The sequence below is a fragment of the Methanosarcina hadiensis genome, from assembly GCF_046529725.1.
Taxonomy (GTDB): Archaea; Halobacteriota; Methanosarcinia; order Methanosarcinales; family Methanosarcinaceae; genus Methanosarcina; species Methanosarcina hadiensis.
Map to the genome: position 1 here is coordinate 100,485 of NZ_CP136241.1, position 13,240 is coordinate 113,724.

Consider the following 13,240-nt stretch of genomic DNA (forward strand, 5'->3'; position numbering starts at 1 on the left):
GTTATCAACCTCTTTTGAAAATTGCCTAAGTTTTTAAGAACGGTAGTTTTTGAGTACTATAATGAGTTCATGGAAGATGCTGAAAATTTGGAAAAAAATTAAAGAACAGTTATTCTCATTAACCATTCTATGGTTAAGCTCAAAAATAAAAACGCAGACCGGATAAGCTGGATCATAAGTATACCTGCGCTGTTGCTGGCAGCTGCAACTTTGATGGTTCTTGACAGGAACTGGAACTCTTTAAATCATTCGCCTCTTTATATTTATGCAGGAGTTCTTATATTCTATCTGCAGGCAGAAAAATATGCATACAGGGGATCGGACTTTTCAGGGATCCAGTCAAGCAGATGGACACGTTATCTGCTTCTTATATTCTGGTGGCTGCTTTTAATTTTGCCAGTCCTTGAATACAGCCTTTTCCCGGGGTATTTCTTTGCTGTTACAGCCACAGGAGCATTGCTGACAGTATCCGGAACGGTTCTGAGGGCATGGGGAATAAGGTCCCTGGGAAAATACTTCTCTGTCCACATAGAGATTAAGGAAAACCATGAGCTTATCGAAAGCGGGCCGTACAGGTTTATAAGGCACCCGGCTTATGCAGGGAATATCTTACAGGCTATCGGTATTCCTCTTATGCTCAATGCGTATTATTCTCTCAGCATCTCGATAGTGCTGATTTTCCTCTTTCTGCACAGGTTGAAACTGGAGGAAGAAGTTTTAATCAGGGATGTGAAAGGATATGGAGATTATATAAAAAGGACCTCTAAACTTATTCCCAAATTGTGGTAATTCTCGGTTAAAACTTCAATCTACATACAAAATTTTTAGCAATAATCTACCCTGGTAAATCATAGAGGTATTCCTGAAAACTGCATATGCCTCCAGATTATTTTTTTCTTTTTTCTACCGAAAATACTATATCTGTTGTTAAATATTTGTTCATTTAAACAGATGATTCTGCTGGGCGGGTGAATAAAATAATGTCTCATGAACCTCATTCCATTGAGCCTTTCGTAAATTCGGGAGAGCCTACTTTAAGAATTTATAAATACCTTTGTGATTTCCAGAGGAGTAAAACGAAATGGATCTCTCTGTACTGGCGCATGTCGATATAATTCTGGGTTTTGCTATCCTTATCTTAACCATATTTTCCAAATTTGAAGTTCCCCCTGTTCTGGGCTTTCTTGTAACAGGAATGCTGATAGGGCCTCATGGGCTTGGGATTATGGACAGTGGGCAAAACATGGAGTTGAATGCCGAGCTCGGTGTTGTTTTCCTGCTCTTTACCATCGGAGTTGATCTCTCTTTAAAAGAGCTCTGGAATATGAAAAAGGCTGTACTGGCAGGAGGAGCTCTTCAGATTCTCTTTACAACAGCGCTTGCGCTCGCTTGCTGTACAGAGCTTGGATTCAGTTCTGCCACTTCTGCTTTCATAGGGTTGCTTATCTCGCTCAGCAGTACCGCAATAGTTCTCAAAGTCCTTCAGGACAGGAATGAGGTCGATACTCCGCATGGAAAAACCTCGCTGGCAATTCTCATCTTTCAGGACCTTGCTATCGTACCCCTTATCCTTATCACTCCTGTACTGGCAGGAAGTTCTGTGAATTTTGAAGGGGCGCTTCCTGAAATATTCTTCAAGGGCTCCTTAATTATTCTGGCTTTTATTCTGAGCGCCAAGTTCGTTGTTCCTTCGATACTTTACCATGTAGGCAAGACCGGCAGCAAACAGCTTTTCTTTGTCAGTGTTGTTTTCATCTGCTTAACAGCCGCGGTATTCACCTACAGTATAGGTCTGTCCCTGGCTCTGGGAGCCTTTTTAGCCGGGATCATTATCTCAGGGTCTCAATATAGCCAGCAGGCAATAGGTAATATCATGCCTTTAAAAGACATGTTCATGAGCTTTTTTTTCGTATCCGTAGGCATGCTTCTGGACCTCAATTATCTGCTTGACCATCTTTCTCTTATAATTCTTGCAACGATTGCTCTTATTATCGTAAAACTGATAGCCGCAGTTTCCGTAACCCTGCTCCTTGGCTGTCCTCTCCGCACAACCATACTGACAGGACTTGCTCTGTCCCAGGTAGGAGAATTCTCTTTTGTCCTTTCCAGGCTTGGGCTTGAATATTCCCTTCTGACGCAGGAGGTTTATCAGGCATTTCTGGCAGTTTCAATCCTTACTATGGGAGTTACACCCTTTTTAATCAGCTCTTCCTACAGGCCTGCTGATTTCATTGTCAAAAAGGTTTCAGAAACAGCCTCCGGTATGAAACTAATTAATGGAATTTATTCCGAGCCTCTTTATAATGAAGAAATAGCCGAGCCTCAGATGAAAGATCATCTCATAATAGTGGGGTTTGGCTTTTCCGGGAAGACAATTTCAAAAGCTGCAAAAGCTGCCGGTATCCCCTATCTTATAGTTGAAATAAACCCTGAAACTGTGCAGCAGGAGAAGGCAAAAGGGGAAAAAATACAATATGGAGACGCAACCTTTGGCGCCGTACTGGAAAATGCAGGAATAAAAAATGCAAGGGTCATTGTAATCGGAATATCCGATGCTGTAACCACAAGAAAAATAGTCGAAACCGCAAAGGAGCTGAATCCCAGTGTCTGCACCATTGTAAAAGTACATGACCTGCAGGAAATGAAAAGGCTCAATGCCCTCGGCGCAGACGAAATAATTCCTGAACAATACGAAACCTCGGTAGAAATATTTGTCCGCCTGCTCGAGAAGTATCTCGTCCCGAAGGATAAGATTGAAAAAATGGTCAATGATTTGAGAGCCAATGGTTACAGAAGACTGCGGAAACTGGTCGTTGATCAGGGCATAGACAACGGGTTCAGCATAAAGGATGAGCTTCCGGGAGTAGATATCCAGGTTCTCAAAGTAGGAAAAGGCTCGAACTTCGACGGAAAAACCCTTTCAGAACTGGATTTCAGGAAAAAATACGGAGTAACCGTAATATCGGTCCGCAGGCGCTCGAATATATTCCATACTCCAGCCGGAGATTTCCTTCTCAAAGCAAACGATGCATGTATCCTTCTTGGGAAAAATAAAGACCTGTATAATATACGGAAATTCTTTGACAGCGTCCATTCATAAGCGAAAAATACTATTTTTTTCGTTATCATGCATAGAGATATATCTTATCCGTTCAGACTTTTCCCCATGCGCAGGATAATTCTCGCGTCTGCATCCCCGAGGCGGAAAGAACTGCTTAAACAGTTGATAGGAGATAATTTTATTGTCTATCCGAGTTCATATGAAGAACCTTCCCAGCTTGACCTTAACCCTGAAGAACTCCTGATAAAACATTCCATAGAGAAAGCAAGAGATGTTGCAAAACACTTTGACTCCGGGCTCATAATCTCTGCTGACACATCGGTTCTCTATAATGGTGAAGTCCTGGGGAAGCCGAGTTCTCCTGAAAACGCCGACGAAATGCTGAAAAAGCTAAACGGAAAAAAATTCAGGGTGGTAACAGGGCTTACTGTCCTGGACCTTGACAGCGCACAGGAAATCAGCGAATACGAATCAACAGATATCTGGATGTCTGAAATGAATGCAGAACAGATCTCAGCATATATCAGGACAGGAGAACCTCTTGACAAAGCCGGGGCTTTTGCAGCCCAGGGAAAAGGAGCAGTCCTGGTAGAGAGGGTTGAAGGAGATTTCTTTAACGCAGTAGGGCTTCCTCTTTTCCGGCTTGGAAAAATTCTGGAAAGGTTTGGAGTGTCGGTATTTGATGAGGAATTTTCCTGATTTTTGCTTTTTGCATCAGGCCTCATACTTTTCAATCAGGATTCAGGTCTTGTCCTTTTTATTCAGCAGTTTATCGCCTTTGCAAAAGTAATAAAACAATTGCGGGTAATAAGATAAATCAGGGATAATAAAGCAATCAGGAGTAATAAGAGCAACCAGGAATAATAAGGGCGATCAGGAATAATGGAGCAAAAAAATCTGATTAACTGATAAACCGGTAATCTGGCTGATAACAGAAGACAGGATTTTAAAAATGTTTTTTTCATTTATCTTCTAAAATTTTCAATAGTGGGAGGCGTTCAGAATGCTGCAAGTCTATAATACCCTGACCAGAAATAAAGAGATATTCAAACCTGTAAAAGAAGGCGAAGTTTCAATTTACGCCTGCGGGCCAACAGTCTATAATATGCCTCATATTGGAAACTACAGGACTTTCCTGATGACTGACAACATAGTCAGGACACTTGAATATCTCGGGTACAAAGTAAGGCTCGTCATGAATATTACGGACATAGACGATAAAACTATCAGGAATTCAAAAGCAGCAGGGATGTCTCTCAAAGACTTTACGGAGAAGTATACTGAAGAATTCTTCAAAGGCCTTGATATGCTGAACATAAAGCGGGCTTCAGCATACCCAAGAGCCACGGAAAATGTTGACGGCATGATTGAGCTTGCACGGAAACTGATCGAAAAAGGGCTGGCTTACGAAAAAGACGGGTCTGTCTATTACCGGATTTCAGGGTTTCCGGATTACGGCAAGCTTTCAAAGCTCGATTTTGATAATATCAAAATTGGCGCATCCGTAGATGTGGATGAATACGACAAGGACAACCCGAGGGACTTTGCTCTTCTTAAAGCCTCTACCCTGGAAGAGATCGAAAGGGGGATTTATTATGAAAGCCCATGGGGAAAAGTCCGCCCCGGATGGCACATCGAATGCTCGGTAATGGCAATGAACAGTTTTGGCCCAACCCTTGATATTCACATCGGAGGCGTAGACCTTATCTTCCCTCACCATGAAAACGAGATCGCTCAGTCAGAAGGTGCAACTGGGAAGCCCTTTGTATGCCACTGGATTCATGGAGAGCACCTTATTGTCGAAGGGGAGAAGATGAGCAAGTCAAAAGGGAATGTTTTCACCCTGCCCGAGATCGTTGAAAAATACGGGGGTGAGGTTGTACGTTTCATGTTCCTTTCAGTTCATTACAGGAAAAAACTGGACTATTCGGAGTCCTTTGCAGAAAACGCAAAAAACAATTATCTGAAACTTAAAGAGACTCTTACCAACCTTGAATTTGCGCTGAGGAATGCGGAAGATAAACCCGGCTCGGGAGACGCAGAAATCCTTAACATCCTTCCAGAACTTGAAAATCAGTTCAGGGATGCCCTTGAAGATGATTTCAATACCCCTAAAGCAATAACCGTTTTCAGGGAACTCTCGCGCACAGCCAACTTATATCTTGAGAGCGGAAGGAACAGGCAGGTCCTGGAACAGCTTTGCTTCCTTTATAAGCGTTTTTCCGATGCTCTTGGAATCTTTGCACAGGCCGGGAAAGAAGAAGTTCCAGACGAAGTGCTCAGACTTGTTGAGGATCGTGAAGCCGCCCGGAAAAAGAAAGATTGGGCAACTTCGGATGCAATCCGGGAGAAAATAAAATCCCTGGGCTATATCGTGCAGGACACAAAAGAAGGGCCGAAAGTGAAAAAAGCTGAAGAAAGTTAAGAGATAAGAAGCTAAAACTAGAAAATTTACCAATAAAAACATCAATTATTTATCTAATTATATACTACTTTTCTTATCTTATTCACTCTTTCCGGGCCGTATTCCTTTTTTTCTTTCATACGTCCCTGTATTACCTCTGGGGGTGGTAATGCATGAATCTTAAAAGCATTATTGATAAAAATAAGAACAATGATACAGACCAGGGCCAAATACCCGAAAAAAACTCCGCAAAAGTGAGACCGCTTTTAGCCGAACTGGGGCATATTCCTGGCACTGGCTCTATAAAGATGACGCTAGTATCTGCGAACGCTGTAGAAGAGAGATCCATAAGTTCGATTAAAAATGCAATGATTCTTATTAAGGAATTTTCGAAGATGGTTGGGGATTCCGTAGAGGAAATCTCTTCCGAGAGTAGACCTTCTCAGGTGCAGATGGGCTTTAACATTCTCCTCACTACAGACGGGAAGGCAATCATTACCAGGTCAGAAAAGAATGCAAACTTGAAAGTAACACTTACATGGAAGCACGAAGAAAAGGATAGAGAGAAAGAACCTGACTAAAGTCAGTTTTTAAAACTTGGCTTTTCTCAGTCTGAATAAATACTTTTTCATGTGAATCGCCTGTTTGTAAATAGCCTGTTTGTATAAACCAAGAACTTTTTGATTTCAGCTTAACCGAGCATGCAGGGTTATGCCAAGCTTCATTCCGACCCGTATCGATCTGATAATACTGTTTTTTCTTTATTCTATTTCTCTCCTTAACTTTTCAGGCGTTCCAGGAAGAAATAAGTACCAGCCACGGCAAAATAATTAATTATATGAAATCCAAACTTCTCGCCTTTATCCTTGTACTTTCGCTTACTGCGAATGCTTATCTTCTCCTATTCGAGCAGACACCGGTCGAGGGGGAGCAGGTACAGGAAATGCAGGCACAGATAAATTCCCTTGAAAAGGAAAACGAAATACTCGAAACTCAGGTAGCTCAAAACAATAAATCTCTTGAGTCTTATGCTTCTCAACTGGACTTCTACCGTGAGAGAGTTTATGAGCTGGAAAACAACCTTCAAGCCTGTCCTGCAGGTCTGGAAGGCTATGCCATTCTTCAGGCTCCTGCTGTGTTCCAGAATGTTGAACTGGAAAGGTCAGGTCCTTTTGTACGGGAGGTAGTTTCCGAAGAGGGAGCCCTGCTCAATATTTCAGTCGAGACCAGGCCCGGCAAAGGCAGGGTGCTTGTCCAGACAACGCCTCTTATGGGTGTAATTTTCCAGGATGCAGCAAACACTGCTGTTTTTGTCGCCCAGCAGGAGACCGGAGTTTCTCTCTCAGGCAGCGATGTTATCTTCAGTATTACTGCGGATGAGGAAATTCCCGGTGTTGATGGTTCGAGTGCCGGAGCTCTTATGACCCTCCTTACCATTGCCGCTATCAATGGGACAGAACTTAATAACAGCATAACTCTCACAGGCACCATAGATAACGAAGGCAATGTTGGCGCTATAGGCGGGGTCTTTGAAAAAGCCGAAGCCGCAGAAGCAGGCGGAAAAACTCTCTTCCTTCTGCCCAGAGAAAACAGTGAACTTGTAATTTACAGTCTCCAGGAGAGAAGAATTGGAGGGATTACTATTGCTGAGAGGGTTCCTGAAGTGGTAGATGCTGAAGAATATATTGAAGAAGAGGTGGGTATCGATATCGAGTACGTGGACACGATTGATGATGTGCTCAGGTATGGGATGTGAAGCAGCAAAGTATCTTTATATTGGGACTGAAATTATTGGGACTGAAATCGGGACTTGCAGGGCTTAAGTCCTGAGTCCTTTTTTATCTCTATTTTTATTCTGCATAATTCTTTATTCCTGAAAACATCCTTTTCCAAATTTCTTATCATAATCCTTCTTTAGCTAATCTCCAGATTTTTCACCATTATGTAATACCTTAAATTTTGCCCATTTTTTACCTGTACGACCTCTTCTGACTGTACCTGGTATCCCAGGTCCTTATAGAATGAATGGGCTGTAAGCGAAGCATGAAGGTCCATTTTCCTGATTTTTTCTCCAAGAGCTTCCTTTTCAAGTTCGTGCATAATCCTCTTGCCGAGGCCCATACTCTGATATTCCGGCTTTACGAAAATTCTTCTTATATTTGAACCCAGAAGGGTCCCTGTCCCTATTATCTCTTCTCCGCAGGTAAGGATCAGGAGATGCCCTTTGAGTATGTCATTAAGGATACTTTCCGTATTGTTATACTCTTTGAAATAATCAATAGCTTCGCAGGAGTAAGCGCCTGAATAGCATACATCAATTGTCTCGTATATTAATGTTTTAAGTTCTTTGATATCTTCAGGTTTTGCTGTCCTCATTTCTATTTTTTCGAGTATTCTCTCCTCCCTTACTCTGATCATTTTCTCTTCTCCCCTTCTCTGGTCATTTTCTCTTCTTCCTTTCTTTGGTTATTTTGTCTCTTTTTTTTCTTCGGACATTTATCTCCCCACAGCATATCAGTTTAAAGAACAAAGTTTTAGTAGTCTCACTTCTATTATCCCACAAAAACTTAAACTTTTTTAAGTCTTTTTCTACCTTTTTAAGTCTTTTTCTACCAGAGTTTTCAGCCCTCTTGTGTTTTTATAACATCAATTTTATTTATATAAGATGACGTACATATTCTGTATCCGAACTCCGGAACTATCTGGAATTATACCGAAATTACTACACTGATACTACCCTGACACTCTACAGATGCTAAGTACAACCTTTTTGCTGATTACTCATGCCACCAGAAATTATACCTATTCTTGAAGAACCTGCACTTAAAGCTACGAACACGGAAACCACTCTGGTTATTGCGGATATTCACCTTGGGATCGAATGGGATCTCTACAGGAGCGGAATTAATCTGCCCAGCCGGATGAAAGACAGGCTTGACCGGATTCTGGGATATATAGAAGCAGTTTCTCCTGACCGGATAGTATTGCTTGGGGACGTAAAGCATAATGTCCCTCAGGTTTCCTGGCAGGAAAAAGACGAGATTCCACGTTTTCTTGAAACGCTTGCAAAACACGTGCATGTGGATATCTTTCCCGGGAACCATGACGGAGGAATCGAATTTCTCTTCAGCGGGCAGAAGGATATAAAGGTTCATTCCGCAAGAGGCGCCGTCCTTGACGGGATCGGATACTTCCACGGACATACCTGGCCTGCCCCTGAACTGCTGGCTGCGTCCAGCGTTATTACTGCTCATAACCACCCAACAGTCCGTTTTACAGATGCCTTTGGGTATTCTATGGTCGAACCTGCATGGATAAGGACTAAATTCAAAGCAGAGGCTCTGAAAGAACGCTTTGGAAACCTCGATTTTGAAAATGGAAATGACTGGGCTGACCCTGAAGTCTTTATTGTGCCTGCTTTTAACGAACTCTGCGGCGGCGTTCCTTTCAATGAGTCCGCAAAGGAAGACCTTCTTGGACCGGTTTTCTCGTCCGGCGGGATAGAGCTTGAGAATGCAGAGGTTTATCTTCTGGACGGGACAAGACTGGGGTTGATAAAGAATATCCGCAAACTGGAGCATACAAAGGCTAGAAGCAGGATAAAGGGCAGAAGGCGCAAAAACTCTGAGAAACCAGCTTGAGCCAGCAGGCAGGGAATTTTGCTTTATATAATGAGTTTTTTATAATGAGTGCTTTTTATAAAGAGCACTTATTATAAAGTAACTTCTGGACTTTCTTTTATACAAAGAATTTGAGTTTCCAGATATTATACCGCTTTCTCTTTCTTACTTTCGCTTTCTCTTTCTTACTTTTAAGTTTCTGCTCATAAGCGCTTTCTTCAATTTTCTGCCCTGACTTTTCTTTTAAAATCTATTTAAGAAAATATTTATTAGCAAATCAAAATGTCTTTATGAAACTAATGATATATTACTCACTAAATTATTACTGTCATTAATTTTTCAGTCGCTTTGAGAAAACCGGAGTGCGAAAATTAAAGAATTTATGAAAAATAACGTAGTAATGAATCTATGAAATAATAACGTTGTAATGAATCTATGAAAAATAACGTGCTAATTATACTCACTTATAATGTTTGATTCATTTGCTTTATACTAATTAGAGGGTTGGGGAAATGTGGCAGGGGAATTGGAAAGATCTGGAGCCCCGTATTATCACGGACAGCAAGCTTAGATGGGTGCAAAAAAAAGCAGGCTTACAGCTTGATAACAATGGTGCACTGTCTGGAGTTTTACATATCACTCACAACATTACCGGGTGTAAGAGGGCAGAACAGGAGTTGCATGGGGCTGATAAACATGTCCTGTCCAAGCTTGACATTATCGTTTCGTCTTCCGGGGAGGTAGGGAGTCTGGATCTTGTTGATATTATTGATGTTCAGGCGGTCCAGTCTCTGATGGATGATTTCTACAGGTTTGGTCACATAACCCTGGCTCTGGTCGACCTTAAAGGAAATGTTCTGGTCAGTGTCGGATGGCAGGATATATGTACCAGATTCCACAGAGCCCACCCTGAGACCTGCAAGCACTGTGTAGAAAGCGATACCATGCTATCCGCGGGCGCCCTTCCCGGAGAGTTTAAACTGTACAGGTGCAGGAACAATATGTGGGACATAGCGACCCCTATTATGGTAGGAGACCAGCATGTCGGCAATATATTCTCAGGCCAGTTCTTTTTTGAAGATGAGCCTATCGATTATGAATTTTTCCGATCCCGTGCAGAAAAATACGGCTTTAACGAAGAGGAATACATAGCTGCGCTTGATAAAGTTCCGAGGTTAAGCAGAGAAACGGTTGATGCAGGTATGACATTCTTAACGAAACTTGCACACATGATCTCACAGTTAAGCTGCAGCAATATCAGGCTGTCCCGGTCGCTGGCAGAATGCAATGCACTGGTTAATTCACTGAGGGAGAGTGAGGAGAAATACCGCAATGTTGTGGAGACAGCAAATGAAGGCATATGGATAATTGATGCTGAATACAGGACTGTTTATGTGAACAAAAAAATGACGGAGATGCTGGGCTATACTCAGGATGAAATGATTGGCAGATCCGCATGGGACTTCACCGATGAAAAAAATGCTGCTACTGCCAGGCTGAAGAGGAAAAAGAAGGAGCACGGCATTGATGAAACTCATGAATTTAAGTTTATATGTAAAGATGGTTCGCCTTTATGGACGCTTGTAAATACCAAATCATTATTTGACAGGGGTGGAAAGTTCACAGGCTCTATTGGCATGTTCACTGATATCACAGAGCGCAAACGGACTGAAGAGACTCTTGATTTCGAGAGGTCGCAGCTCCTTTCCATTTTCGATGGCATCGATGATATGGTGTATGTGACTGATCCGTATACCTTCGAGGTGCTATATGTGAATAAGGCGGTGAAGGAAAAGCTTGGCAGTGAACCTGTGGGAGGGATTTGCTACCGTGAGTTCCAGCGGAGGGATTCTCCATGTGATTTCTGCACCAGCCCGATTATTTTAAAGGAGAGAGACAGGCCCTACCACTGGGAGTATTACAACCCCATTCTGAATAGGTGTCTCATGATCATGGACCGGATCATCAAATGGCCGGACGGCCGGGATGTGCGCTTCGAGATTGCAAAGGATATTACCGAGCGCAAAAAAGCGGAAAGGGCTCTGAAAGACGCATACGATAATTTAGAAGACAAAATTAAAGAACGGTCCGCCCAGCTTGAAAAAGCTTACAACTCATTGAAAGAAAGCCAGGAAGGCCTTGCTGAAGCTCAAAAAATGGCTCACATAGGCAACTGGGAATGGGATATAGAGACTGATAAAGCGTACTGGTCTGAGGAAATGTATCGTATATTCGGGCTGGATCTCAAAAAAGCAGCACCTTCTTACAATGAATATTTAAGCTACATACATCCCGATGATCGGGACCATTATTGTGATGCCATTAAAAAAGCCGTCATAGAAAAACCATTTGGCATTGATTTCAGAATTGTCCTGGCTAATGGGGAAGAACGCACAGTCCACATGAAATCGGAACACGTTATGGATAAGAAAAATATCCCTGTTAAAGTTAAAGGTACGGTTCAGGACATCACCGAGCGTAAGAAATCAGAAGAGAAAATTCAACTCTTAGCGAATATTGTGGAATCATCAAACGATGCTATAGGAATTATTTCCCTTGATGACATTATTATAAGCTGCAATAAAGAAGCAGAACAGGTTTACGGTTATTCGGCGGAAGAGGTTATCGGGAAGCATACCTCCATCCTGGCTCCGCCCCATTTGCATGAAGAAACAAAACAATTAAGTGAGCTTATTAAACAGGGGAAAAAGATCCATCACTATGAGACTTCAAGATTAAGAAAGGACGGCAAGATAATACATGTTTCAATAACTCTTTCCCCGGTTTTTGATAGCTATGGCAAACTGACTGCTATCTCGTTTATCTCCAGGGACATAACCGAAAGAAAAAGAGTAGAAGAAAAACTTCGCGAAAGTGAGGAAAAGTACCGCAACATTGTAGAGACGGCAAATGAGGTCATACTCATAACTGACAGTAAAGCCGTAATTACTTATGTTAACCCGAAAATAACGGACATGCTGGGGTATCCTCTGGAAGAAGTTATTGGCAAACCAATATGGGGTTTCATCAGTAAAGATTACAGACCTGTTGTCAGGCGGAATCTGGAAAAGAGGAGGCAAGGAATAAGTGAGAGCTACGAATTGAAATTAATACGAAAGGATGGGTCTTCGCTCTGGGCGTTTCTAAATGCTAAACCTCTCTTTGACAAAGAAGGCGAGTACGCAGGCGCTATGAGTATGCTAACCGATATCACCAAGCGGAAAGAAGCCGAAGAAGCTCTTAATAGTATTGAGACTGCTCGTAAAAAAGAAATCCACCATAGAATTAAGAATAACCTCCAGGTAATTTCCTCCCTGCTCGATCTCCAGGCTGAAAAGTTCAATGATAGAGAGGATATTAAAGACTCGGAAGTTCTTGAAGCTTTCAGGGAAAGCCAGGACAGAGTAATATCCATGGCTCTTATTCATAAAGAACTGTACAACGGTGGCGGGTTTGACACACTGAACTTTTCTCCGTATATTAAGGAACTCGCTGAGAACCTTTTCCAGACATACAGGCTTGGAAATGCTGATATCATCTTAAACATGGACCTTGAAGAAAACATCTTCTTTGATATGGATATTGCAGTCCCGTTAGGGATAATCGTCAACGAGCTCGTATCCAATTCCCTCAAACATGCATTTCCCGAAAAAGCGGGAGAAATTCGAATAAAGCTCTGCAGGGAGGAAAAATGCACTCAAAAGCGGGAATTCCTTTTCATTCTGACGGTCTCGGATGACGGAAAAGGAATTTCTAAAGACATGGACCCGGAGAATATCGAATCACTGGGACTGAAGCTGGTAAATATCCTCGTTGAGCAGCTGGATGGAAACATTGAGCTTAATCGTAATCATGGGACTGAGTTCAGGATCTCTTTTAAGCTGATGCAGTGACAATAAACCCTATATGAATTAACCCAATGAATTTATACGGATATTCACAACATAATGCATTTCTACAGCAAAGCCTGTGAAAATTGTTCTTAAGAAAGAAGTACTGAAAGCAATACACAATAATACTATAAAACAATACTAAAACAGTACTGAAACAATACCGAAACAGCACTGAAACAATACTAAAACAGTACCGAAACAATACTAAAACAACACTGTTTTTATTGCTGTATACTCTTTTCTCAATGTTTATATAAGATGC

General features: G+C 41.9%; 9 protein-coding genes. 8 read left to right on the plus strand and 1 reads right to left on the minus strand.

Going from position 1 to position 13,240, the window contains the following annotated elements; all coding sequences use genetic code 11:
• Window positions 1-129: 129 nt before the first annotated feature.
• The 6 genes from RSJ42_RS00475 (at window position 130) to RSJ42_RS00500 (ending at window position 7,221) form a co-directional block, all read left to right on the plus strand.
• Window positions 130-789, plus strand: coding sequence for a methyltransferase family protein (locus RSJ42_RS00475; RefSeq protein WP_410508792.1), 660 nt, complete (start codon window positions 130-132; stop codon window positions 787-789).
• 292 nt (window positions 790-1,081) lie between these two features.
• The gene (locus RSJ42_RS00480; RefSeq protein ID WP_410508793.1) at window positions 1,082-3,100 is read left to right on the plus strand and encodes a cation:proton antiporter; all 2,019 of its coding nucleotides are present in this window, start codon (window positions 1,082-1,084) and stop codon (window positions 3,098-3,100) included.
• Between the two features lie 66 nt (window positions 3,101-3,166).
• Entirely contained in the window at window positions 3,167-3,760 is a 594-nt protein-coding gene (locus RSJ42_RS00485) for a Maf family nucleotide pyrophosphatase (protein ID WP_410508794.1), read from the plus strand.
• A gap of 304 nt (window positions 3,761-4,064) precedes the next feature.
• Window positions 4,065-5,486 (plus strand): cysteine--tRNA ligase, encoded by a 1,422-nt coding sequence (cysS, locus tag RSJ42_RS00490; RefSeq protein WP_410508795.1) that lies wholly within the window; start codon window positions 4,065-4,067, stop codon window positions 5,484-5,486.
• A gap of 152 nt (window positions 5,487-5,638) precedes the next feature.
• On the plus strand, window positions 5,639-6,046 hold the full coding sequence (locus RSJ42_RS00495) for a CU044_2847 family protein (RefSeq protein ID WP_410508796.1): 408 nt from the start codon (window positions 5,639-5,641) through the stop codon (window positions 6,044-6,046).
• 257 nt (window positions 6,047-6,303) lie between these two features.
• Window positions 6,304-7,221 (plus strand): S16 family serine protease, encoded by a 918-nt coding sequence (locus RSJ42_RS00500; protein ID WP_410508797.1) that lies wholly within the window; start codon window positions 6,304-6,306, stop codon window positions 7,219-7,221.
• Window positions 7,222-7,379: 158 nt separating this feature from the next.
• Here RSJ42_RS00500 and RSJ42_RS00505 read toward each other — a convergent pair whose 3' ends face one another.
• Window positions 7,380-7,883: a GNAT family N-acetyltransferase gene (locus RSJ42_RS00505; RefSeq protein ID WP_410508798.1), complete on the minus strand. Its 504-nt coding sequence runs from the start codon at window positions 7,881-7,883 to the stop codon at window positions 7,380-7,382.
• Between the two features lie 365 nt (window positions 7,884-8,248).
• Here RSJ42_RS00505 and RSJ42_RS00510 point away from each other — a divergent pair, with 365 nt between their 5' ends.
• On the plus strand, window positions 8,249-9,106 hold the full coding sequence (locus RSJ42_RS00510) for a metallophosphoesterase (RefSeq protein WP_410508799.1): 858 nt from the start codon (window positions 8,249-8,251) through the stop codon (window positions 9,104-9,106).
• Between the two features lie 491 nt (window positions 9,107-9,597).
• A complete protein-coding gene (locus RSJ42_RS00515) occupies window positions 9,598-12,978 on the plus strand; it encodes a PAS domain S-box protein (RefSeq protein ID WP_410508800.1) in 3,381 nt (1,126 codons plus the stop codon).
• The last annotated feature ends 262 nt before the right edge of the window (window positions 12,979-13,240 follow it).

Excerpts from the sequence above, each read along its gene's own strand:
- RSJ42_RS00480 (WP_410508793.1), top strand. The coding sequence starts at position 1,082 with ATGGATCTCTCTGTACTGGCGCATGTCGATATAATTCTGGGTTTTGCT.
- RSJ42_RS00475 (WP_410508792.1), top strand. The coding sequence starts at position 130 with ATGGTTAAGCTCAAAAATAAAAACGCAGACCGGATAAGCTGGATCATA.
- RSJ42_RS00510 (WP_410508799.1), top strand. The coding sequence starts at position 8,249 with ATGCCACCAGAAATTATACCTATTCTTGAAGAACCTGCACTTAAAGCT.
- RSJ42_RS00485 (WP_410508794.1), top strand. The coding sequence starts at position 3,167 with ATGCGCAGGATAATTCTCGCGTCTGCATCCCCGAGGCGGAAAGAACTG.
- RSJ42_RS00500 (WP_410508797.1), top strand. The coding sequence starts at position 6,304 with ATGAAATCCAAACTTCTCGCCTTTATCCTTGTACTTTCGCTTACTGCG.
- cysS (WP_410508795.1), top strand. The coding sequence starts at position 4,065 with ATGCTGCAAGTCTATAATACCCTGACCAGAAATAAAGAGATATTCAAA.
- RSJ42_RS00495 (WP_410508796.1), top strand. The coding sequence starts at position 5,639 with ATGAATCTTAAAAGCATTATTGATAAAAATAAGAACAATGATACAGAC.
- RSJ42_RS00505 (WP_410508798.1), bottom strand. The coding sequence starts at position 7,883 with ATGATCAGAGTAAGGGAGGAGAGAATACTCGAAAAAATAGAAATGAGG.
- RSJ42_RS00515 (WP_410508800.1), top strand. The coding sequence starts at position 9,598 with ATGTGGCAGGGGAATTGGAAAGATCTGGAGCCCCGTATTATCACGGAC.